Below are 21,622 nucleotides of genomic sequence, written 5' to 3' on the forward strand. Positions count from 1 at the left end.
GCGGGTAACACCATATCCTTACGAATATATGCTACTCGAATTATTCAGACTGCAATTTAGACTACAAGTAAATTAATCTATTTGGCTCAGTGATTAATCTGTTTCAATGGTTTCAATTTCTTTACATCGATACTTTTCCGCTGGTAGTTTATTGGTTATTAGCACATCAATATCACTCAGGTTGCAAATTTTATAAATTGAGTGTTGGTCAAATTTCCTGGAGTCAGCGAGCAATATTTTTTTATCTGTCACTTTTAACATTTCCTGTTTTAAACGGACATTGAGTTCACTGCCATCTCTAATGGCATATTCAGAGTCAATCCCCTGACAGGAAAAGAAAAATTTACTGACTTTAAAACTTTTAATTGTCATTTCTGCCACGGGCCCATGGAAGTCACCATGTCGTTCAGAGTACTCACCACCCACGCTGATGATCCTGACTTTCTTACGACAGGCTAATGTCTGCACGATATTCAATGAGTTAGTGATCACGGTGATATCAATATCCGGCATCTGTCGGGCGATAAACCAGCAGGTCGTACTATTATCCATCATGATACAATCATTTTCTTTAATAAGTTGCAGCGCTGCCTTGGCTATTTTAGTTTTAAAATCAGTTCCTTCATGGGTCCGTTTAAGAAAAGATTCGGCTTTATCAACAAAATGTTTAAGCCCTGTTGGATGGTCACCTTCAACAGTAAAAGCATTATTTTCAGGGAGTGCTGCTCCGCCGAAGCTACGAACAATTTTCTTATTGGCTGCTAATACGGTTAAATCTCTACGAATAGTCTCAATAGAAACGTTAAATATATTTGATAATTCTTTAACCTGTGCAAAACCATTTTTTTGTATATGGTTGAATATTAATATATGACGTTCAACCTGCAGCATTAGTGCTCTCGATTATTATATTTTGTGTACGACTACAATACCTAATTTTGTCCATACTGTTAAGTGACTGGCCTCATACAATATCATATCAATGATGTTGATCCCCTTTCATTTGAGACTGATCGTTTCTTCATGTTATTACCTTACAGTCCGTGTGCATTTTTTTGTGATTAGTATCTCAAATTATCCGGTTTTTAATGTTGCAAAAAATCGAGGTAAAACGGCTTCGGTCATAATCAGGCATATTTTTATGACCGATTGTGACCGAGTTGTTGGGTGTTTTGACGGTTTTTGAGCATCAATGCCCTAATTGCAGCTAAAAAACACATTTATACAGCAGGTTGAGCAATACACTATTGGCGCTGATTATGAAGTGAAATGTTGAGGGCGGTTACCCACCTTAGGGTGATCATTGGGGGCGCGAATTCAGATAATAAGTGCAACGAAGGGGGATGCCGCTGAGTTTGGCGCGGCACCCCTGAGGTACGCCAATTAGTGTGCTTTCCTCACTGATTTCGCACACTGTTGTAGCAGCTTGTAGGCTTGATAACGCTCAGCATGACAGTGTTTGAGTTGCTCTTCTGGATAATATTCACGGTCAAGATGGGTAAAGTGCTGCATGGCCTCGGCAACCGATGCGGATATTTTACCGGCAACCGCACCCAGGATCGCTGACCCCAGCAAAACAGGTTCGCTGCATTGGGTGGTCAACACCGGGCGGTCACAGGTATCGGCCAGAATTTGCCTGACCAACGGATGTTGACCCGCACCCCCACTGATAACCACATTTTCAGTCATCAGGCCCTGTTTGCTCTGCGCATCAATAATCTGCCGTAAGCCATAGCCGATTCCGCAAAGGCCAGCAACATACAGGGCGATCAGACTATCCAAATCCCGTTCCATGCCCAGACCGGCAATAATGGCGCGTGCATGAGGATCGGCAAACGGGGCTCGGTTGCCCAAAAACTCTGGGACAACATGGATACCCTCAGCCAGGTTAACCACCTCAGATGCCGAGGTGACTTTTTGCAATGCCAGGTCGGCGAGGAATACCGGCAAGGGTACCCCGGCATTTTTCGCCAGTATTGATGCCTCCGGGGTTGCCGGGTGCAGTGTCAACAACTGATCGATGGCGGCACCAGCGGCACTTTGCCCCCCTTCGTTTAGCCAATAACCCGGCACCATTGCGGAATAATAAGGCCCCCAAACCCCTGGGACGAAAATAGGATCCTGTGTGGTGGCCATGGTGCAAGAAGAAGTACCGAAAACATAGGCCAGATGGCTGGTGGCGCCAGCATTAACTCCAACGGTGCCAATGCCCCCGGCGTGCGCGTCGATCATGCCTACAGCAATGGGAGTACCTACGGGCAAACCCATTTCTTTGGCGGCTGCTGCCAACAAGCCCTGACCACAAGGGGTTCCGGGTTCAACGATATGCTGGCCGATGCGGGCGAAGTGTTCATCAGCCAACTCTTCGAGCCCAATGGTACGGAAGTAACTGTCATCCCAGCGTTTTTCATGCGCCAAATAGGTCCATTTGCAGGTGACGGTACAGATAGAACGTGCCAGATCGCCAGTGGCTCGCCAGGTTAAATAATCTGCTAGATCAAAAAATTGCCAGGCCTGGTCATAGATTTCCCGGCGGTGTTCTTTCAGCCAGGCTATTTTCGGGGTTTCCATCTCCGGGGAGATTTTGCCACCGACATATTGCAGCACGGGATGGTGGGTGGCGTTAATGTGTTCGGCTTGCTCAGTGGCTCGGTGATCCATCCAGACGATGATATTACGCTCAGCCTCTTCTGAAGGGCCGACCGCCAACGGTGTGCCATTTTCACCCACCACCACCAGAGAGCAGGTGGCGTCAAAGCCGACCCCGGCCACTGAAGAGGGCTCAATGCCGGAAGTGGCCACCGCTTGTTTGATACAGTGGCAAACCGCCTGCCAGATCTCCAGGCTTGACTGTTCGACGATATGGCCCGTATGGCGATATAGCGTGATCGGTTGGGTAGCATGGGCCAGTAAGGTACCTGCAAGGTCAAAAACACCGGCTCGGACACTTCCTGAACCCACATCCACGCCAATAATGGTTTTATTGTTATTAGTCATAACCCAGTTCCTCGGTAACGATATATACCCGTCGCCAATGAAACCGCAGCGGTGTTGGCTGCCTTTACTCACCCCAGTCACTTACTCTTGTAAGCTCCTGGGGCTTCGCTCAGTTGCCGCCTACCTGCAACTTCATTGAACTTGGGGATAGCGATAGGTCGCGTTAATTTTTATTGTGTAGCTCAATCGATGGAGCAGCATTATCACCGAGCAATGGCGATATCAAGGTCAGCGTCAGGAGGGGCGTTAAATTTGTGAATCAGCTCGAAGAAATAGAGCGTCTCTCGCGGCTACAACTTACATAGCGATGAGTATAGATCGACTCCTTTGATTAATGACAAGGTAACTGGATGCTTACCCTCACTATAATTGAGCCCATTTTCTTTTCACTGGTATGCAAGCATGGCTTATCAACTTAACCTCAATTGGCCGGAATTTTTAGAACAATATTGGCAGAAAAAGCCAGTGGTATTGAAGAATGCCTTTCCAAACTTCATTGACCCGATTACGCCGGATGAACTGGCTGGCCTGACGATGGAGCCTGAAGTTGATAGCCGTCTGGTGAGTCAGCACAACGGGGTGTGGCAGGCGAGTTATGGGCCGTTTGAGCAATTTGACCATCTGGGGGAAACCGGTTGGTCTCTGTTGGCGCAGGCCGTGAATCATTGGCATGCTCCATCAGCCGAATTAGTGCGTCCGTTTCGTGTCTTGCCGGATTGGCGGTTGGATGATCTGATGATCTCTTTTTCCGTGCCGGGTGGCGGGGTGGGGCCGCATATTGACCAGTATGATGTCTTTATTATCCAGGGGATGGGGAGCCGTCGCTGGCGTGTTGGCGATAAATTACCACTGAAGCAATTTTGCCCACATCCTGCCTTGCTGCATGTTGAGCCTTTCGAGCCGATCATTGATGAAGATCTTGAACCTGGTGATATTTTGTATATCCCACCGGGTTTCCCCCATGATGGTTTAACCCACACAACCGCCTTCAACTATTCTGTTGGCTTCCGTGGGCCGAATGGCAGGGATCTAATCAGTAGTTTTGCTGACTATGCCCTGGAAAATGACCTGGGTAGTGAGCATTACAGTGATCCAGATTTAACCTGCCGCGAACATCCGGGCCGGGTTGAGGATTACGAGTTGGATCGTCTGCGCCGCATGATGATCGATGTGATTAATCAGCCGGAAGATTTTAAGCAGTGGTTTGGCCGCTTTGCCACCACGCCACGCCATGAGTTGGATATTGCCCCCGCAGAACCTCCTTATCAACCCGATGAGATCCTCGGTGCTTTGATGGATGGCGAACGCTTGATGCGTCTTAGCGGGCTACGAGTGCTGCAAGTGGGAGATGGCTTCTTTATCAATAGTGAAAGATTGGCCACTGTTGATCCGATTGCTGCAGAGGCTTTGTGCCAATACACCACACTGGGTAAAAAAGAGTTAGCTGGGGCGCTACAAAATCCGGCCTTCGTGGCTGAGTTAACTGCGCTGGTTAATCAGGGTTATTGGTTCTTTGACGAGTAATCAGGGTTTAAGTCGCTTGAATAATCATGGGCAGGCCAATGGGCCTGCCCATGGCTTTTAGGGCACAGAGGGTCAACTAAATAATGACCACTCTTATTGCTTGGCGCTTTGTGGTGAGTGGTGGTTAGGTTAGAATCCACACCTCTTTTTTACCCTATCACCGTGAATACACCCTTTATGCCTTTTGATTGGTTTGATATTACCCCCTTTGGATGGAACCATATTTTTGCTTGTTTGATCTGTGGTTCATTTATTGGCCTGGAAAGGCAACTGCATGGCAAACCAGTGGGAATGAGAACCTCCACCTTGATTGTTTTGGGGAGTTACTGTTTTCTGGCAACTAGTACACATCTCAGTAGTCAAGCCGCAGATCAGGCCAGGGTTTTGGGGCAATTGATAACCGGTATTGGTTTTTTGGGAGCCGGTGTGATGATGACTCAGAATGGGCAAGTGACCGGGGTGACTTCTGCTGCGACGGTGTGGATGCTGGCAGCACTGGGGGCGATGATCGGCCTGGATATGCTGCGCCAGTCAATCGCCATGACGTTGATTACTCTGGCGGTATTGGTGGGTATCAACTGGTTGGAAACCAGCTTTAAATCGCTGCAGCGAGGAATTTACTATCAGCGAAAACATAAAACTGAGGAGCATGATGAGCATTGATCGAGGGCGCGTCTCATGGTTGCGAAGCAACGTCATACACAGAGCGTCACAATGACAGTAGAACGAGGTTTACTCAGTAGGGCGTGTGAGGGCGGTATCAATCTTAGCGCCACCCTCACAGCCACCGTTGATGCTGAGCAACGTCATCATGCAACGAGAAAATGGCAGGAAGAGAACCGAGAGGCTATTGAGGCGTTAAACGGTTTTCATGATGAGCACGGTTGCTTTAGCGATGAGTACAGGTCGTTTTAATGCTGCTATTCACTGTATACAGTAATACTGGAAAAAGCAGCACTATCCGCTGTTGCTTGATGTAACTAGCGATATTATCGGACAGTTAAACCGCCGACTGGTGATCCCGTTGTTGCCTGTTGAAAAATATCCGGGTGATAATCGCCCAGATCGAATGATCCCCCTTATACGATTTGATGACAGGTTAATTCTCGCGGTGGTTCAGTCATCTTCCGAAAATAACCACTGCCAGAACGCTACCCCTGACGAATAAAGCTCACAAGCTTGGGTTGGGCAATACGCTGATAATCATGAGTATTGAGGATTAATGAGCGTTCCAGTGTGCCCGCATTAAAGGCCAATTCATCAAAACGTTGGAACAGCAATGGGTCGGCAACCAGCATTAATTCGGCATGGAAACTGAAGGGGGGAATGGCCCCAAAAACACAATCGGTCAGTTGGGTGACTTCCACAGGGCTGGCTAATGAGGCCCGGCTACCACCGACTCCTTGTGCCAAGGCCACCAGGTCTGCTTGCTGGTCAGCAGGTAATACCGCCAGAACATGTTGTTTGATGCCGTTACCCTTGACATGGCACACCAACGCTTTTGCGCCTTGCCCCAATTGGGTGCCGCGGATTTTAGCGACTTCTTCAGACTTTCCCGCCATTGGGTGTTCAACGACACGGTAACGAGCCTGTTGTTGGTCGAGAAGGTTGGTTAAGAGGTTAAAGGTGGTAGTAGACACGCGCTATGCTCCTGATTATATCTACCCGTCGCCCTTCAAGCTGCAGGGTTGTTGGCTGCTCTTACTCACCCTGGTCACATAGTTGGCTATGCTCCCAGGGATTCACTCGATTGCCGCCTACCTGCAACTGGAATGAACTTGGGTATAAACCCGTCGTCCTTCAAGCTGCCGCGAAAAAAGCGGCAACTTGAGTAAACCAGGGTTGGAATCAGTTTAGAATACCATTTAACACCAACATGGTAATCATCCCCCCGACAGCCGGAATCAGTGTACGGCGGACGATCATAAAGGGTGAGCACTCACCCCTTGGGCTTAACGTGAAGTCGAATTTATTGAGCGATAAATTCGCGTAACAGCCTATTGTAATAATCTGGCGCCTGGAAATAAGGAGCATGGCCCAAGCCGGGCATTTCGACATGCCGGCTATAGGGCACCAGCGCTAATAGCTCGGCTTTCAACTGAGGCTGCACCACGCGGTCTTCTTCGCCGGTAAGGATCAAGGTTGGCATTTTGAGTTGTGGCAGTAGCGCGCGGTTGTCCGCCAGTTGCAGCATACGGGTTGCGCGCCTTAACCCTTCCAGATTGGTTTCTGCCGCAATTTCTGCGGCATAATCTAATACCGCAGTAGGGACATTGGCAAAGGGTAACAGGTCACGAGCACGGTTTTTGCCATAGGCTTCCCGGCCGATTTCTGCGAGCTCTTTCAGCCGTTTTTCCAGTTTTTCTGAGCTTGGGGCAGATTCTGGTGCGCCATAGCCCGGGTGGGTACAAGAGAGTACCAACGTTTTGACCTTATCCGGGTGGCGAGCGGCATAGCGGCTGGCGATGGTCCCGCCCATTGAATGCCCAACCAGGATAACTTTTCCAGTGGTACTGGCTTGAATCAGTTCATGCAGCATCTGCTCATAGGCGCTGATATCCGCAGGAACCAGGGCAGAGCTGGCATAACCGGGGGCATCCCAGGCGATAACGCGGTGACTCGGTGAGAAGGCGGCAAACTGGAATGCCCAGGCTTTGGAACTGCCTAGGATACCGTGCAAAAAGACAATGGTTTCACCTTCACCACCGGTGCGGAATGATAAATTCCCTTGGGTGGTCGCCATTATTTGTTGCTCTGGGCAGGCGGGGACGAGCTGGGATTCACTACTCATATTAAACCTCTTTACAACACCAATACTCAATGTTAGCCATTACATGGCGATATTATTTTTTATTAAAGACATTAAATGCCTCAAATAAAGACTCCATTACCTGGAAGTTAGCATTTAATTCATCCGCATTGACTTCACCCATATAATTAACCAAGGCTTCAATTAAGACAAACCCTGCGCTACGGCTGCTGAAGAGTCCGCTGTTTTGACTTTCCATCAACAGCATGGCAGTGGCAAAATGGCTGAATGGATTAACAGCATTGTCAGTGATAACCACGGTATCGCCACGGTTTTGATAAAACCATTTGATTAGCCGGGTGGTAACACTGGAAAAACGATAATAAGAAATGGCTAGCAGGACATCACCGGGTTGAGAGTCAATTAACTTATGGGGCAGGTTGGCAATATTGGCATCCAGTAATACAATGTCTTTCTTAATATAACGGCCAAGTAAATAAAAATACTCCGCGAGGGCATGTGCCGTTGTACTGCCGATAACATAAAGTTTCTTTTTGGGATCACCAATGAGTGCAATGGCTTTTACCAGCTCTTCCACATTGAGGTTTTTTAGCGTGTTATTGATATTTCTAATGGTATCGCTGCAGTGTTTCTCAATAAACGCGATATTGCTGTTTCTGCTTTTATGGTTATGAAAACGTTCAATGGGTGAGCGGTTTTTATGCAGATCCGGTTCAATGGCTGACTCTTTGAAATCACGAAAACCGCTGAAACCTATCTTTACCATAAATCTACCCAGGGTTGATTTGGCTATATTGATCTCATTGCAAATATCAATCACGGTACTGTAGGGGATGGATTCGAAATGCTTATTGAAGTAGTTGATGATTCGTTGGTCTGTTGCGGTCAGGCCAGTTAATGCGTTAATACGTTGAGAGAACTCTGCCCGATCCATGTCATCTTTCCCCCTGCGTAATTTGATTACCCATTAATAACCAAACCAAGAGGAGAGAAAAGGGGAATTCTCAGTTCCCTTACCAGAAATGGGAGTTACCCCACATTACGTTAAAGCCCCCAGGCAGATGACCATTGCCAGAGCGGCAACGGGCATCAGTGGGGGCAAATTCATGTTCTATGGCGATTAAGACTGCGCTTTGACATTATCCGCTTAAGCCAGGGGCTGTGAGCCATTCTGGCGTGCACTGTTGATCCAGGCAAATGACCCCATCAAGGCGATCGCCAGCAGTAAAATGTACTCCAGCGACATGGCATAGACCCCTTGAATGGCATAAATCACCACACTGATCACATTGATCACCACCCACAGTAACCAGTTTTCGACATATTTACGTGTCATCAAGATCATTGCAGCGATAGAGAGCACCAGCATCGTGGAATCCCACAATGGGAAGGCATCCGGCTGCAATTCAGGCATGACGACTGAGAGCCCAATAGCCTGCATGATGGAAATAGCAATACCGGTCAGCACCGAGAATACTGGGTCGATAAATTGGGTCATCAAGGCGATAGCGACCACACAGACCGCCAGCAACGTGAACGCTTTTTGCCGGGGCAACCAGCGAATTTTTAGTGCTGCTTCATGGTTTTCGTTTTGACGGCTCCAGGCATACCAGCCATACAAGTTGGCGACAAAGAAGAACACCTGGAGTAACAGGCTGGCATACAACTGGATCTGGAAGAAGATAGCCGCAAACAGGGTAACGTTGATCAACCCAAACAGATAATTGATGATTTTTTCTTTGCTGGCGAACCAGATGCACAACAGGCCAAAGATAGTACCGATAGCCTCAATCCAGGAGAGCGCATAACCCCCGGTACCCAAAGGGATATTGACCATAACGTTATTGATACTGAAGAAATCCATTATTGCGTCCTCTCAAGATGATCCTGATACATGGCTTCCAGTGCGAGTAAAATTTCATGCTCCTCGCCTTGTTGGCAACAGTGCTCTTGCTGTTGATAATCGTTAATGCTTTCCGTCAGACAACCTTCATGTTCTACCACGACGTTGAGGATGGAGGCGATACGCATGTTACGCAACGCGCCCACCACCATGAGTGGTGCTGTCTCCATATCGGCGGCAAGAATACCTTTGGCTGACCAATAATTGCAGATTTCCTGTTCCCGGTCAGTGTAGAAGCTGTCATGACTGCGAACATAACCGCAGTGAGTAGTGTAGCCTAATTTCCTGGCCTGTTGGCGTAGTAAATAGACCAGATCACTGTCAGCACTGGCGGGGTAGCTGGTGGGGACATAAGCCTTACCGGTACCGTCATCCCGCACTGCGGCACTGGCAATCACCAGATCGCCGAGTTTCATTGACGGCTGTAAAGCCCCACAACTGCCAATGCGCACTAGGCAGTCGACACCGATTTGGTGCAGTTCTTCTGCAGCAACAGCGGTAGAAGGCCCTCCCATCCCGGTGGATACGACCAACACTTCCATACCGCGGTACCATCCCCGCAAGGCGCGATACTCACGGTGTTGCCCAAAGTTTTCTACTTGTTGCAAAAACCGCGCGACATGTTCCACCCGCTGTGGATCACCGGGTAATAGTGCATAATACGCGTCGGTCATCTGCCGGCTCAGCCGGATATGGGGTTGAGGTGAGTTCATATTACTAACCTGTTTTATTAACCTATTGCGGTGAACCGTTAACATACCGCCTGTCGCTGTAAACGCCTAGGGTCAATGACCCTGATTTGCTCACCATTGACGGTAATAATCTGCTGTTCCCGTAGGTCAAACAGAATACGGTTAATACTGCGTTGGGCTACGGCAAATTGCTCACTGAGCTGTAGTTTATTGACGGTAATCTCTCCGTGATGTTGGGCTCCCTGGTGTTGGTAGCTTTCCCAGAGCACCAGACAAACACGCTGGTGCAAGGAATAGAGATTATCTTCGCCTGCTTTTTTAGATAATTGATAATACTGACTGCTAAACGTTTTAATAATTTTCTGATTGAAGTGGTTATCTACGCTCAACCAATGGCAAAAGTCGGTGCGTGACAACGTCAACAGCGTGACGTCACTAATTGCCTCAACGGAACAGATATAGGGCCGTTGTTCAAAAATTTCTAGCTCACCGAGCATATCGCCTGCGTGATAACGTGCCTGTAGATATTTTCGCCCATCATTGGCATTGATAAAAACATCCACATTCCCTTGAACGATCAAATGAAACTGATGACAAATTTCATTTTGCTGGCAAATCAATGAGCCACCTTTGACTTGCTCTAATTTCCACTGACGTAAAATCGCCAATGGGCAGTATTTCAGCAGGTCATACAGAAGGGTGTTGCCAGTAATCAGTTCAACGATCCGTAACCATTCGCTGTTGTTTGGTTCGTTCTGCATAGTGATAACTATAAGGTTCTCTGTAAAGAAAGGACAGGACATCGGTCCTGAGGCAACATCAAAGATAGTATAAAACTGTAAGCAGCTTCATACATTAGAAGATTGTGTGGGACATCTGTCCCACGGTGGCTTGATTTTTTGCAGTGGCATCATAGAAAGTAGAAATCCTGGTGATATATCCAGAGTTTCTTAACTTATTTAGGGCGTAGGGAGTTCAAGGTTTGCAGGGTACTGGTGATATCGACCTCATGTTCAGAGAAGGTGTAGACCTGCCCTTGAAAAGTGGTGATCGATATCATGTTGAGTGTTTCTGTCGCCTCAGGTGTTTGCGCCACTTGTGGCCGGATGCGGTTCATCAGTAACCCCACGGAAAGCACAGTATTTTCTTTATCTACTTCAGTTTTGAGTGGGACTTCTTTAGTGAAAGTCTGGTAAGACTTGATGCTGGTAATCCTGATTTTCTCATTGGCAATAATGATGTGCTTACTGATGGCTTGTACTTTTACTGCATAAGCGGAAGGGCCTTTCGTATTGTTGGTGGGCTCAAATGTCACCAGCGCATTTTTCTTAATCAGTTCTGGGTTTTGCACTTTGATCACGTGAAAATAACGATTTTCCCCGTTTTCATCGGTGATAAAGCCGAAGCCTTTGTCTGCAAAAAAAGTCGTTATCTTGCCGTTCATGGTCATTCTCATTAAGTCTTTGGTTACTGTGTTAATGATAGCGTGGAATGCGCTGCGGTGACAGGGCAAAGTCAATCAGACAGGGCGAAAGAGCAGCCAGAGTTCAGCTCGGTGGTTCGGGTTGGCAGGCTAAGGTTTGGCCGGGTGTCTGCGGTGATTGTGTTTGAGCAACAAACTTTTTTACTTTTTATCGCCTTTATGTGATCTCGACTATGGACAAAACTCCATCTAATTGCTGTACTGTATATGACACAGAGTTTGTGTCATACATTCACGTTAAAGGTAAGTTTGATGTCAAAGATTAAAGGTAGCGTTAAGTGGTTTAATGAATCTAAAGGTTTCGGTTTCATTACTCCTGAAGATGGTAGCAAAGATGTTTTCGTTCACTTCTCTGCCATCACCAGCAATGGTTTTAAAACTCTGGCTGAAGGTCAGCGCGTAGAGTTTGAAATCACCAATGGTGCCAAAGGGCCATCTGCTGCAAACGTTACTGCTATCTAAGCTACAGTAGCTTAAATTCTGAAACCCGCTCTATGAGCGGGTTTTTTTGTCTGTTTTTAATGCGGGGTCGTACAGGGAAAATGTGCTGTTGGGCGGCGGTTACTGCCCGCAGAACCACCAGACCAGCATAAAGGCCAGCAGGGTCATTGACAGTGAACCCGCCAAGTTGAGAAATATATTGGCGAGAGCCCAAGCAATGCGGCCATCTTGCAACAGATAAACTACCTCAAACGAAAAGGTAGAGAAGGTGGTCAACCCACCACAGAACCCAGTGGTAATCAGTATTTTCCAGGTGGGATCAAGCTGCGTCATGCGGCTTAATAGCGCCAGAGCGAGCCCGATAATAAAGCCCCCTACCAGGTTGACCGCTAAAGTACCCACAGGAATGTGCGGGTGCAGTGGGTTTAACCGTAGGCTGATTGCCCAACGCAGCACACTACCTAAGCCACCACCAATAAACACTGCCAGCAAAGAATTGAACATCAATGAAACCCTTTCATAAAAATGGGTAAAGACTCAGAAAGGTACAGGCATAAAGCTACGTTGCTCTCTGCGAGGTAGCGTAGACATCATCAGCCAAATGGGGCGGTTATGGAGGAATGTCATCTCCGTTTGTCAGCCAGTTTATCCCTGGCGTGCGGCGGAATTTTACACCTTACCGGTTTGATTTTGTAGTCTCACCGTTGATTTCCTCCGCTGTCACTAGCCAAGTGCATTCACGTTACAGGGAACGGCTAACTTTGAGGAACCGCGCGTTCCATGCGGTTACGACCATGGCTTTTAGCCAGATAGAGGGCATTGTCAGCGGCTTTCAGCCACTCCTGATAACTTTTCATTTCCGGTTGGTAATCGGCTACTCCCGCGCTGATATACAGCTTTAAGTCAGGGGCATCACGGAAGGTGACTTCCCTCAGGTGCTCCTGGATCCGGCTTAAAGCCTGGCTGGCTTGCTCTGGAGGGGTATTGGGTAGCAATGCACCAAATTCATCGCCCCCATAGCGGCCAACAATATCCATGGTGCGCAACCCGAGCACCAGTTCCTCTGCAAGCACAATGAGCGCTTCATCACCGAGGGCATGGCCGAATGTATCATTGATAACCTTAAAGCGGTCTATATCGATCAAGATCAGCGTTGCGGTGTGATTATAACGTCGGCAGCTGTCGAACTGATTGCGTAATAGGTGTTCCCAATGGCGGCGGTTATAAACACCCGTCAAGCCATCACGCATGCTGATACGAACCACTTCGCGTTTCTTTTCTACTAGGTGTTTGGCGGTACGATAGGTCACCAGACCAAACAGAACCGGATAAATAAACAGTACCGGCAGGTAGAAGTAGAGTTGCAGTGGTGTGGTTTGCGGGGTGAAAGGAAACCCTAATAGTGCACTGGTCAATATTGCCCCAACAATCTGCGCAACCCCCCCTTTGAGAAACAGGCTATAACTCCCAGCGGCAGTATTGTTCATGCCCATCATCGCCAGAAATACGATAGTGGGTAGTGCACTGAAGCCCATCACGGCTATCCAGACGCCAGCTAGCAAGGAATCAATCAATAGATTACGGGTTTCAGTTACTAATGGTTTTTCAGAATGGATTGACCATTGATAGGCGATATGTGGCCAGATCAAGGTATAAATAATCAGTAAACTCCAAATGAAAGGCGATGAATGCAGGGGATAAATCGTGGCGGATAGACCAAAGAGCCCAAGTCCCAGACCAACAATGCGTGGCAGGTAAGTACGCTTGGCGAAGCTAAGGCCTGCAAATTTGCTATCAATGATCAATGGGGTATAGGCCATCAAGTATCTCCCTTTGCGTCATGCGGTTGCGGAAAGTATCTTTCCTATCATCTAGCATAGAACATCCTGACAACTTCTTACTCTGTTACAAACTTGCGGTGTGTTTAAAATGCTAAAGTGGCATTCAATCTATAATAATAGGCAAGGTTTATTACCCGACTGTGCTTGGCTGCCATAGATAAATAATGAAGGCGAATATGCAGGTATCAGCATGACCAAGCTACTGGTTGTTGCGGTGTTGATAGTCTGTTTGATAAAAACGGGTGCTGTTTGGCACCCGTTTTTGCATTTGTTCGTTGAAGCGTAACAAAAGGTATTTTTTTATTTAACTTCAAGCCCTTTGGCCTGCAAGTCAGCATGGTAGGAAGAGCGGACAAACGGACCACAGGCGGCATGAGTGAACCCCATCGCCATGGCTTCTTGTTTCATTTCATCAAATTCTGCCGGGCTGACATAGCGTTGAACCGGTAGATGGTGGCGGCTGGGCTGTAGATATTGCCCTAACGTCAGCATGGTTACCCCATGGCGGCGCAAGTCGCGCATCACTTCGATGATCTCTGCATTGGTTTCCCCCAAGCCAACCATCAGGCCCGATTTGGTGGGGATATCGGGATGGGTTTGCTTAAAGCGTTCCAATAATTTCAGTGACCATCCGTAATCGGCCCCCGGACGCACCTGACGATAAAGGCGCGGGACGTTTTCCAAGTTGTGGTTAAAAACATCAGGTGGGGTAGCAGTCAAAATCTCCAGTGCGCGATCCATCCGGCCACGGAAATCAGGTACCAGGGTTTCAATTCTGATGGTTGGGCTTTTAGCACGAATGGCAGTAATGCAGTCAGCAAAATGTTGTGCGCCACCGTCACGTAGGTCATCACGGTCAACCGAGGTAATTACCACATAACGCAGAGCCATATCAGCAATGGTTTGTGCCAGTTTTTCTGGTTCGTTAGCATCGGGAGCCATAGGGCGGCCATGAGCAACATCACAGAACGGACAGCGCCGGGTACAGATTGCCCCGAGGATCATAAAGGTGGCGGTACCGTGGTTAAAACATTCAGCCAGGTTGGGGCAAGAAGCCTCTTCACATACCGAATGTAGACCATTTTTACGCATTGCCGCCTTGATACCTTGAATACGGGTAGAGTCGGCGGGGAGTTTTATTCTCATCCACTCGGGTTTGCGTAACAGCTCCTGCTGTTCGGCGACCACCGTTTTCACTGGGATCAACGCCATTTTGTCTGCATCGCGGTATTTGACGCCGCGTTCCATCTGAATTGGTTTACTCATAATTGTGCAGGTTCCAGTCACCAAGCTCGACTGTCTGGTAGCCGAGTAAATGAACAAATTGTTGTATCAGGATGGGGGATACATCGGTGATGCCGATTCCTGGGGCAAGTGTGCTCACTTGTGTCATTTTCATTCCCGCATAACCACAGGGGTTAATGCGTTGGAATGGGGAAAGATCCATGGCGACGTTCAAAGCCAGACCATGAAAGGAGCAACCTTTGCGGATGCGTAAACCCAGTGAGCAAATTTTCTCTTCGCCAACGTAAACACCGGGCGCATCAGGTCGGGCACGTGACTCAATGTTGAAGTGAGCCAGGGTATTGATCACCGTTTGTTCCAGCGCGGTAACCAATTGTCGAACGCCCATTTTATTGCGTTTTAGATCGATCATTACATAGAGCACTTGTTGGCCTGGGCCATGGTAGGTCACCTGCCCACCACGGTCACTCTGAATCACCTGAATGTCACCCGGTGTCAGGAGATGTTCTGTTTTACCTGCCTGGCCTTGGGTAAATACCGGGTGATGCTGAACCAGCCAGAGTTCGTCCAGCGTGGTGTCACTGCGATTATCAGTAAAGCAGTGCATGGCTTGGGATACCGGCTGATAGGGCTGTAACCCCAATTGGCGCAGAATGATCTTGTTATGTTGCAAACGTGGCATCATCAGGTTACACAAGTGGTAGAGCATTATAGCGGGCACACCGCTCCGCGACTAGCAGTTATCCCCATGGGGACGGTTGCCTATACCTATAAGGCGTGCGGTAAAGGCTGGTGGAGTCGAAGGGTTATAGCACCATGCGAACAATGTCAATGTTACCCAACTCTTCGTATAACGTTTCTACCTGCTCGATATGCGTGGCGTTAATGGTGATAGAAACCGAGTGATAATTGCCTTTGCTGCTGGGTTTAACTTGCGGGTTATAATCCCCCGGCGCATGGCGTTGTACCACTTCAACCACTTGGTCGACCAATTCAGGTTGGGCCAGCCCCATCACCTTATAGGTAAAGGAGCAGGGGAATTCGAGTAGTTCATTTAGTTTAGTCTTTTGCATTAGAAAGGCGCTCCAGGTGTGGTTATTGTATAAATCATAACTCCCGCCGGAGCGGGAGCTGATGTTAAATTAAATATGGGGCTGTAATACCCGGTTTCAAGGGTTAGCCGAACCAGTGATGGAACATCAAGCGGATATAATCAAATAGACGACTGAAGATACCTCCTTCTTTCACTTCCTTCAGAACCACTAAGGGGCGCTGATCGATGGTTTTGCCATCTAACTGGAAGTTGATAGTGCCCACCACCTGGTTTTTTGCCAGCGGAGCATGAATTTCCGGGGTGTTGAGTACATAGCTGGCTTTAAGGTCTTTCATGCGGCCGCGTGGGATGGTCAGGTAAGCATCTTTGTCGACACCCAACTCTACGCGGTCAGCATCACCGAACCAGACCGGCTCTGAAGCAAACTCTTTCCCTGCTTTTAATGGTGCAACCGTTTCAAAGAAGCGGAAGCCCCAGGTCAGCAATTTTTTACTTTCGGTCTCACGGCCTTTATAAGTACGCCCACCCAGCACGACAGAAATCAGCCGCATTTCACCTTCTGTTGCCGAAGCGACCAGGTTATAACCAGCGGCATCGGTATGGCCGGTTTTAATACCATCAACGTTCAGGCTGGTATCCCACAGCAGACCGTTACGGTTTAATTGGCGAATATTGTTAAAGGTGAACTCTTTTTCTTTGTAAATGGCATATTCATCCGGAACATCGCGGATCAAGGCTTGGCCGATCAACGCCATATCGCGGGCTGAACTGTATTGTCCCTGGGCATCCAGGCCATGCACTGTCTGGAAATGTGTATTCTGCAGACCGAATTGTTTGACGTAGGTATTCATCAGGTTAACGAACGCATCCTGGCTACCGGCGACGTAGTTAGCCATCGCCACGCAGGCATCATTACCGGACTGCAAGTTGATGCCGCGCGTCAGTTTGGAAACTGGCACACGATCACCGGGTTTCAGAAACATTAGCGAGGAGCCTTTGAACACCGGGTTGCCGGTTGCCCAAGCATCTGGGCCGATAGTAACCAGATCTTCCTGGCCAATCTTGCCAGATTTCAATGCCTGCCCGATGACATAGCTGGTCATCATTTTGGTCAGGCTGGCGGGATCACGGCGAGTGTCAGCGTTTGATTCCGCCAATACTTTACCGGAGTTGTAATCGATCAAGATGTAAGCTTCCGCATCAATTTGCGGTACACCGGGGATCATGGTTTGAATATTAGTATCATCAGCCTGGGCAACTGGCGCTGCACTTATCGCGATAACTGCGCCGAGGGTTAGGCTCTTGATTAAGCGGAAAGAAGTTACATGTTTCATGATCAGGACGACAACATCCGTAAAAGTAAGTGATAAAACGAGCCATACTATAGCAGATGGGACTCGGACAGGCATTAGACATTCATCTGGCAGCAGCGGGTTTACACACATTTACCTGCAAGAAAATGTTTCAGACATTGGTACGGCGGGCCTCTATCCAGGTTCATTCAAGCTGCTGACTGAGGGCAGCAACCGGAATGAACCTGACAATTGACTTAAGGCACGGCAGCAATAAAGGATTGCTGTTGCGCCTCGTTGGCCAGACGTTGTTGCAATTGTTCGGCCTGTTGGCGATTGCTGAATGGGCCTAATTGCACACGATAGACACTGCCATTGGCTTCGACTTTGCCGGGAACGCCAAACTGTTGGCTCAATTGTTGTTGCCAACTCTGTGCACGTTCCGCATTGCTCAGTGCCCCAACCTGTACGATAAAGTGGCCACTGGTGCTCGTTTCCGCGTGGGTTGCCACTGCAGGGGCAACGTTGGAAACACTGGTAGTAGGGGCGGCAGGTTGAGGTTCAGAACCTTCCAGCACGCCGGTCGGCAAGGGGCTAGGGGCACCAATAAAACCGCCCTGACGGGGGCTGCTGGCAGCCGATGGGGTTGGACTCGCCTCATCAATGTTTAGGCTGCTGTTGTCAATGGGCCTGACGTTAGCCTCCGGGGGGGCGGAAACATCCTTCTGTATGGGGGTGCCCATACTACCAGAGCTGAGCTCTGGGCGTGCGGGGAGTGCATAACTCTGTTTAGCCACCGTGGTACCTACCGTCCCCGGGCCGCTTAATGTGCCATCCTGAGCCACGCTGATAAAGTCCACTTGCACTTTGGTCTTATTCGACAGGTTGAGGCGGTCGGCGGCGGCTTTCGACAGATCGATAATGCGCCCTGGGGTATAAGGGCCACGATCATTAACACGTACCACCAGTTGCCGGCCATTAGCCAGGTTGGTGACGCGGACATAACTCGGAATTGGCAATGTAGGGTGCGCTGCCGTTAATGCATTGGGATCAAATTGCTCACCAATGGCGGTGGTATTACCACTGGCTTCTTCACCATACCAGGCCGCCAGACCGGTTTGTGAGAAATTTTGCGGATCTTTTACAATCTCATAGGTGGTGCCATTTACCGTATAATCTTGCATATTCCGCGGGTTATAAGGCTCATAATGCGGTTCGGCACCACCGATTTCAGTTACTTGGCCATTATAGGGCGCCTGTGTTGGTTCTGTTGTGGTGGTACAGGCTGAAAGTAATACTGCAACGGCAACAGCGCCACCCCAAAGCCACTCCTTACGCATTAACGACCCCCTATAAATTTTTAGACAGCATTTTTCGGTGTGTGTGGATCGACATGACAATGCCGAACCCAGCCATAAGGACAATCAGTGCTGACCCCCCATAACTCACTAAAGGCAAAGGTACGCCAACTACCGGTAAAATACCACTCACCATGCCAATGTTAACAAATACATAGACAAACAAGATCAGCATCAGCCCACCCACCATTACACGGCCGAAGGTGGTCTGTGCTTGTGCGGCGATCACCAGCCCACGGATAATGACCAGCAGATACAGCCCTATCAGTAGCAGAACCCCCATTAGCCCAAGTTCTTCGGCCAAGACTGCGAAGATGAAATCAGTATGGCGTTCAGGCAGAAACTCCAGTTGGGACTGGGTACCGTGCAACCAGCCTTTACCGAAAAGACCACCAGAACCAATGGCGATTTTCGATTGGATAATATGGTAGCCGGCCCCGAGAGGGTCGCTCTCTGGATCGAGTAGCATCATCACGCGGTCCCGCTGATAGTCATGCATCAGGAAAAACCACAGTACAGGAATAAAAGCGCCTACCAGGATCACTGCAACGCCAATCAGCTTCCAGCTCATCCCGGATAAAAACAGCACAAACAGACCTGAAGCGGCAATCAAAATTGACGTTCCCAGATCGGGTTGTGCGGCAACCAGTAAGGTAGGCAGGAAAATCAGCACTAACGCGATAGCGGTATGTTTTAAAGAAGGGGGGCAGACATCGCGGTTCATAAAGCGCGCCACCATTAATGGCACGGCAATTTTAGCAATCTCTGAAGGTTGGAAACGGATAAAACCGAGATCCAGCCAACGTTGTGCACCTTTACTGATCTGACCGAACGCATCCACTAGTATCAGTAGGATCACACTGAAAATATATAGATAAATCGCCCAATTTTCATAAACTCGTGGTGGGATCTGGGCCATCACGCCCATAATGACCAACCCCATCAGCATCTGACCGACTTTACGCTCCATCATCCCCATGTCCTGGCCACTAGCACTCCATATCACACAGGCACTGTAAACCAGCAAGGCCAGAATAAATAACAGCATTAGCGGGTCAATATGGATTTTGGTCCAGATAGAGTTTTTTTGTTGGCTTTCAGTCATGTTATACCTTAATCACCTTCTACACCCGGTGGCAGTGGCGCAGCATCGGGTAATTGCGTGTTATTGTCGCCCAACAAAATGTGGTCGAGGATCTGGCGAGTAATGGTCCCCACCGCTGGACCAGCTCCTCCATTTTCTAGGATGACGGCGACCGACACGGTTGGGTTATCGAATGGCGCAAAGGCGGTCATTAATTTATGGTCACGTAGATGCTCCGCGAGCTTGTGAGCATTATAGGTTTCATAGCCGAATACTTGTGCCGTACCGGATTTTGCTGCCGCTTTATAGGGGGCGCCTTCAAAGTATTTACGTGCCGTACCATTAGGCCGATTGGCGACGCCATACATACCATCTTTGACGATTTCCCAGTAACCAGAACGAACATCACCGATCTGTTTATGTTCTTCCTGACGGAACGGTACTAATGCACCATTGACTCTGGTGCTCTGTAACAGATGCGGAATAATGACATTACCATCGTTAATCAGGGTATTCAGTGCTTTTGACATCTGGATCGGGGTTGCCGTCCAGTAACCTTGACCAATCCCCACCGGAATGGTGTCACCCTGATACCAGGGTTTTTTAAATCGTTTGAGTTTCCACTCACGTGTTGGCATCAGGCCGGCGCGCTCTTCAGCAAGATCAATACCGGTGTAGTCACCGTAACCGAATTTGCTTAACCAGCTCGATAACCGATCAATGCCCATATCATAAGCCACCTGGTAGAAGAAGGTATCCGCAGATTCTTCGATGGCTTTGGTGACATTAAGGCGGCCATGCCCCCACTTTTTCCAGTCACGGAAACGTTTTTCTGAACCCGGTAATTGCCACCAACCAGGATCAAAAACCACGGTATTTTTGGTAATGACCCCAGCGCTGAGCGCTGAGACAGCAATATAAGGTTTCACTGTCGAAGCAGGGGGGTAGATACCTTGTGTGGTGCGGTTGATCAGTGGGCGGTTTGGATCATCGAGTAACCCCTGGTAATCCTTGCTGGAGATACCATCCACAAACAGGTTGGGATCATAGCTGGGGTTGGAAACCATCGCTAAAATACTGCCGGTACGTGGATCGCTAACCACCACCGCAGCACGGCTGCCTACCAGTAATTGTTCAATATAGCGCTGCAGGTTGAGATCCAGTGTCAGATAAATATCCTGACCAGCAACCGGCGGTTGTTCATGCAATTGACGGATCACTCGGCCACGGTTATTGACCTCGACTTCTTCATAGCCGGTTTTGCCGTGCAGGGTATCCTCATAGAAACGTTCAATACCCAATTTCCCGATATCATGGGTGGCGGCATAGTTAGCCAGTTTGCCGTCTTTATCCAGGCGTTCGACATCCCGGTCATTAATTTTTGATACGTAACCGATAACATGAGTGAGCGCGGAGCCATAAGGGTAGTAGCGGCGTTGATAGCCTTTGACTTCAACCCCTGGGAAACGGAATTGATTGACCGCAAAACGGGCGACCTGAACCTCACTAAGTGCTGTTTTTACCGGAATGGAGACGAAACGACGTGAACGCTTGCGCTCTTTTTCAAAGTTGGCGATATCCTCATCGGTCAGATCGACCACCGGGCGTAATTCCTGCAAGGTGGCTTTCAGATCGTCGATTTTCTCTGGCATTAGCTCCAACTGGTAAATGGTACGGTTCAGTGCCAGTGGAGTACCGTTGCGGTCATAAATCATGCCACGACTGGGAGCGATAGGGACCAGCTTGATGCGGTTTTCGTTGGAGCGAGTGCGATAATCCTCAAAGCGAACGATTTGCAGGTTATACATATTGGCAATCAGGATGCCTGTCATGATCAGAATAGCCAGCAGTGCCACCAAGGCACGGCGTACAAACAGGGCAGCTTCCGCGGTATAGTCGCGAAAAGGGTTACGTTCTATTTTCATCCCGTTGCTTTAT

General features: G+C 48.7%; 22 protein-coding genes, 1 pseudogene and 1 riboswitch. Of the genes and pseudogenes, 5 read left to right on the forward strand and 18 right to left on the reverse strand.

What is annotated here, in order from left to right; all coding sequences use genetic code 11:
- Positions 1–93: 93 nt before the first annotated feature.
- Together AC2A06_RS01260 and AC2A06_RS01265 are read right to left on the reverse strand one after the other, a co-directional pair.
- Positions 94–891, reverse strand: coding sequence for a DeoR/GlpR family DNA-binding transcription regulator (locus AC2A06_RS01260; protein WP_037387047.1), 798 nt, complete (start codon positions 889–891; stop codon positions 94–96).
- Between the two features lie 492 nt (positions 892–1,383).
- Entirely contained in the window at positions 1,384–2,997 is a 1,614-nt protein-coding gene (locus AC2A06_RS01265) for an FGGY-family carbohydrate kinase (protein ID WP_484379100.1), read from the reverse strand.
- 402 nt (positions 2,998–3,399) lie between these two features.
- Between AC2A06_RS01265 and AC2A06_RS01270 the strand changes: the two genes are divergently transcribed.
- The 4 genes and pseudogenes from AC2A06_RS01270 to AC2A06_RS01285 form a co-directional block, all read left to right on the forward strand.
- Complete coding sequence (locus AC2A06_RS01270) at positions 3,400–4,521, forward strand: ribosomal protein uL16 3-hydroxylase (protein ID WP_473195753.1); 1,122 nt, start codon at positions 3,400–3,402, stop codon at positions 4,519–4,521.
- A 177-nt stretch (positions 4,522–4,698) separates the two neighbouring features.
- Positions 4,699–5,184: an MgtC/SapB family protein gene (locus tag AC2A06_RS01275; protein ID WP_473195752.1), complete on the forward strand. Its 486-nt coding sequence runs from the start codon at positions 4,699–4,701 to the stop codon at positions 5,182–5,184.
- Between the two features lie 15 nt (positions 5,185–5,199).
- Complete coding sequence (locus AC2A06_RS01280; RefSeq protein ID WP_484379101.1) at positions 5,200–5,436, forward strand: type II toxin-antitoxin system CcdA family antitoxin; 237 nt, start codon at positions 5,200–5,202, stop codon at positions 5,434–5,436.
- 2 nt (positions 5,437–5,438) lie between these two features.
- Positions 5,439–5,638, forward strand: a pseudogene (locus AC2A06_RS01285) (CcdB family protein); the annotation flags it as partial.
- Positions 5,639–5,672: 34 nt separating this feature from the next.
- Here the strand turns inward: AC2A06_RS01285 and AC2A06_RS01290 are convergent.
- From AC2A06_RS01290 to AC2A06_RS01320, 7 genes are all read right to left on the reverse strand, one after another.
- Positions 5,673–6,161 (reverse strand): YbaK/prolyl-tRNA synthetase associated domain-containing protein, encoded by a 489-nt coding sequence (locus AC2A06_RS01290; protein ID WP_484379102.1) that lies wholly within the window; start codon positions 6,159–6,161, stop codon positions 5,673–5,675.
- 329 nt (positions 6,162–6,490) lie between these two features.
- Positions 6,491–7,312 (reverse strand): alpha/beta fold hydrolase, encoded by an 822-nt coding sequence (locus tag AC2A06_RS01295; protein WP_484379103.1) that lies wholly within the window; start codon positions 7,310–7,312, stop codon positions 6,491–6,493.
- A gap of 52 nt (positions 7,313–7,364) precedes the next feature.
- Complete coding sequence (locus AC2A06_RS01300) at positions 7,365–8,225, reverse strand: MurR/RpiR family transcriptional regulator (RefSeq protein WP_484379104.1); 861 nt, start codon at positions 8,223–8,225, stop codon at positions 7,365–7,367.
- Positions 8,226–8,438: 213 nt separating this feature from the next.
- Positions 8,439–9,155, reverse strand: coding sequence for a nicotinamide riboside transporter PnuC (pnuC, locus tag AC2A06_RS01305; RefSeq protein ID WP_484379105.1), 717 nt, complete (start codon positions 9,153–9,155; stop codon positions 8,439–8,441).
- On the reverse strand, positions 9,155–9,907 hold the full coding sequence (locus AC2A06_RS01310) for a nucleoside phosphorylase (protein ID WP_473195747.1): 753 nt from the start codon (positions 9,905–9,907) through the stop codon (positions 9,155–9,157). The genes pnuC and AC2A06_RS01310 overlap by 1 nt, the downstream gene beginning before the upstream one ends.
- A gap of 38 nt (positions 9,908–9,945) precedes the next feature.
- Positions 9,946–10,647 carry a Crp/Fnr family transcriptional regulator gene (locus AC2A06_RS01315; RefSeq protein WP_037387042.1) on the reverse strand — a complete coding sequence of 234 codons (702 nt, stop codon included), beginning with the start codon at positions 10,645–10,647 and terminating at the stop codon, positions 9,946–9,948.
- Positions 10,648–10,841: 194 nt separating this feature from the next.
- Positions 10,842–11,330, reverse strand: coding sequence for a cold-shock protein (locus AC2A06_RS01320; RefSeq protein WP_473195745.1), 489 nt, complete (start codon positions 11,328–11,330; stop codon positions 10,842–10,844).
- Positions 11,331–11,621: 291 nt separating this feature from the next.
- On the opposite strand from AC2A06_RS01320, the gene cspE reads away from it, so the two are divergent.
- The gene (gene cspE, locus AC2A06_RS01325; RefSeq protein ID WP_023490239.1) at positions 11,622–11,831 is read left to right on the forward strand and encodes a transcription antiterminator/RNA stability regulator CspE; all 210 of its coding nucleotides are present in this window, start codon (positions 11,622–11,624) and stop codon (positions 11,829–11,831) included.
- 99 nt (positions 11,832–11,930) lie between these two features.
- Here cspE and crcB read toward each other — a convergent pair whose 3' ends face one another.
- The 9 genes from crcB to mrdA form a co-directional block, all read right to left on the reverse strand.
- Positions 11,931–12,314 (reverse strand): fluoride efflux transporter CrcB, encoded by a 384-nt coding sequence (gene crcB, locus AC2A06_RS01330; RefSeq protein ID WP_023490238.1) that lies wholly within the window; start codon positions 12,312–12,314, stop codon positions 11,931–11,933.
- 73 nt (positions 12,315–12,387) lie between these two features.
- Positions 12,388–12,450: riboswitch (Fluoride riboswitch) on the reverse strand.
- A 115-nt stretch (positions 12,451–12,565) separates the two neighbouring features.
- The gene (locus AC2A06_RS01335) at positions 12,566–13,630 is read right to left on the reverse strand and encodes a diguanylate cyclase (protein WP_484379106.1); all 1,065 of its coding nucleotides are present in this window, start codon (positions 13,628–13,630) and stop codon (positions 12,566–12,568) included.
- Positions 13,631–13,951: 321 nt separating this feature from the next.
- Positions 13,952–14,917, reverse strand: coding sequence for a lipoyl synthase (gene lipA, locus AC2A06_RS01340; protein ID WP_484379107.1), 966 nt, complete (start codon positions 14,915–14,917; stop codon positions 13,952–13,954).
- Positions 14,910–15,581: a lipoyl(octanoyl) transferase LipB gene (lipB, locus tag AC2A06_RS01345; protein ID WP_484379137.1), complete on the reverse strand. Its 672-nt coding sequence runs from the start codon at positions 15,579–15,581 to the stop codon at positions 14,910–14,912. The genes lipA and lipB overlap by 8 nt, the downstream gene beginning before the upstream one ends.
- Before the next feature lie 121 nt (positions 15,582–15,702).
- Positions 15,703–15,969, reverse strand: a complete 267-nt coding sequence (gene ybeD, locus AC2A06_RS01350) for a DUF493 family protein YbeD (protein WP_023490234.1) — start codon at positions 15,967–15,969, stop codon at positions 15,703–15,705.
- 103 nt (positions 15,970–16,072) lie between these two features.
- Entirely contained in the window at positions 16,073–17,284 is a 1,212-nt protein-coding gene (dacA, locus tag AC2A06_RS01355; protein ID WP_484379108.1) for a D-alanyl-D-alanine carboxypeptidase DacA, read from the reverse strand.
- Positions 17,285–17,499: 215 nt separating this feature from the next.
- Positions 17,500–18,582, reverse strand: a complete 1,083-nt coding sequence (gene rlpA / locus AC2A06_RS01360; protein ID WP_484379109.1) for an endolytic peptidoglycan transglycosylase RlpA — start codon at positions 18,580–18,582, stop codon at positions 17,500–17,502.
- Positions 18,583–18,592: 10 nt separating this feature from the next.
- Complete coding sequence (gene mrdB, locus AC2A06_RS01365) at positions 18,593–19,705, reverse strand: peptidoglycan glycosyltransferase MrdB (RefSeq protein WP_484379110.1); 1,113 nt, start codon at positions 19,703–19,705, stop codon at positions 18,593–18,595.
- Between the two features lie 8 nt (positions 19,706–19,713).
- Positions 19,714–21,609 (reverse strand): peptidoglycan DD-transpeptidase MrdA, encoded by a 1,896-nt coding sequence (mrdA, locus tag AC2A06_RS01370; RefSeq protein ID WP_023490230.1) that lies wholly within the window; start codon positions 21,607–21,609, stop codon positions 19,714–19,716.
- Positions 21,610–21,622: the final 13 nt, after the last annotated feature.

The organism is Serratia sp. HNCC26DJ244, assembly GCF_057180565.1.

Coding starts and splice junctions, on each gene's coding strand:
- crcB (WP_023490238.1), bottom strand. CDS start 12,314: ATGTTCAATTCTTTGCTGGCAGTGTTTATTGGTGGTGGCTTAGGTAGT.
- AC2A06_RS01280 (WP_484379101.1), top strand. CDS start 5,200: ATGGTTGCGAAGCAACGTCATACACAGAGCGTCACAATGACAGTAGAA.
- cspE (WP_023490239.1), top strand. CDS start 11,622: ATGTCAAAGATTAAAGGTAGCGTTAAGTGGTTTAATGAATCTAAAGGT.
- AC2A06_RS01265 (WP_484379100.1), bottom strand. CDS start 2,997: ATGACTAATAACAATAAAACCATTATTGGCGTGGATGTGGGTTCAGGA.
- AC2A06_RS01260 (WP_037387047.1), bottom strand. CDS start 891: ATGCTGCAGGTTGAACGTCATATATTAATATTCAACCATATACAAAAA.
- AC2A06_RS01315 (WP_037387042.1), bottom strand. CDS start 10,647: ATGCAGAACGAACCAAACAACAGCGAATGGTTACGGATCGTTGAACTG.
- AC2A06_RS01270 (WP_473195753.1), top strand. CDS start 3,400: ATGGCTTATCAACTTAACCTCAATTGGCCGGAATTTTTAGAACAATAT.
- dacA (WP_484379108.1), bottom strand. CDS start 17,284: ATGAAACATGTAACTTCTTTCCGCTTAATCAAGAGCCTAACCCTCGGC.
- AC2A06_RS01295 (WP_484379103.1), bottom strand. CDS start 7,312: ATGAGTAGTGAATCCCAGCTCGTCCCCGCCTGCCCAGAGCAACAAATA.
- rlpA (WP_484379109.1), bottom strand. CDS start 18,582: ATGCGTAAGGAGTGGCTTTGGGGTGGCGCTGTTGCCGTTGCAGTATTA.
- AC2A06_RS01300 (WP_484379104.1), bottom strand. CDS start 8,225: ATGGATCGGGCAGAGTTCTCTCAACGTATTAACGCATTAACTGGCCTG.
- AC2A06_RS01320 (WP_473195745.1), bottom strand. CDS start 11,330: ATGAACGGCAAGATAACGACTTTTTTTGCAGACAAAGGCTTCGGCTTT.
- pnuC (WP_484379105.1), bottom strand. CDS start 9,155: ATGGATTTCTTCAGTATCAATAACGTTATGGTCAATATCCCTTTGGGT.
- mrdA (WP_023490230.1), bottom strand. CDS start 21,609: ATGAAAATAGAACGTAACCCTTTTCGCGACTATACCGCGGAAGCTGCC.
- AC2A06_RS01275 (WP_473195752.1), top strand. CDS start 4,699: ATGCCTTTTGATTGGTTTGATATTACCCCCTTTGGATGGAACCATATT.
- lipA (WP_484379107.1), bottom strand. CDS start 14,917: ATGAGTAAACCAATTCAGATGGAACGCGGCGTCAAATACCGCGATGCA.
- mrdB (WP_484379110.1), bottom strand. CDS start 19,705: ATGACTGAAAGCCAACAAAAAAACTCTATCTGGACCAAAATCCATATT.
- AC2A06_RS01335 (WP_484379106.1), bottom strand. CDS start 13,630: ATGGCCTATACCCCATTGATCATTGATAGCAAATTTGCAGGCCTTAGC.
- lipB (WP_484379137.1), bottom strand. CDS start 15,581: ATGATGCCACGTTTGCAACATAACAAGATCATTCTGCGCCAATTGGGG.
- ybeD (WP_023490234.1), bottom strand. CDS start 15,969: ATGCAAAAGACTAAACTAAATGAACTACTCGAATTCCCCTGCTCCTTT.
- AC2A06_RS01310 (WP_473195747.1), bottom strand. CDS start 9,907: ATGAACTCACCTCAACCCCATATCCGGCTGAGCCGGCAGATGACCGAC.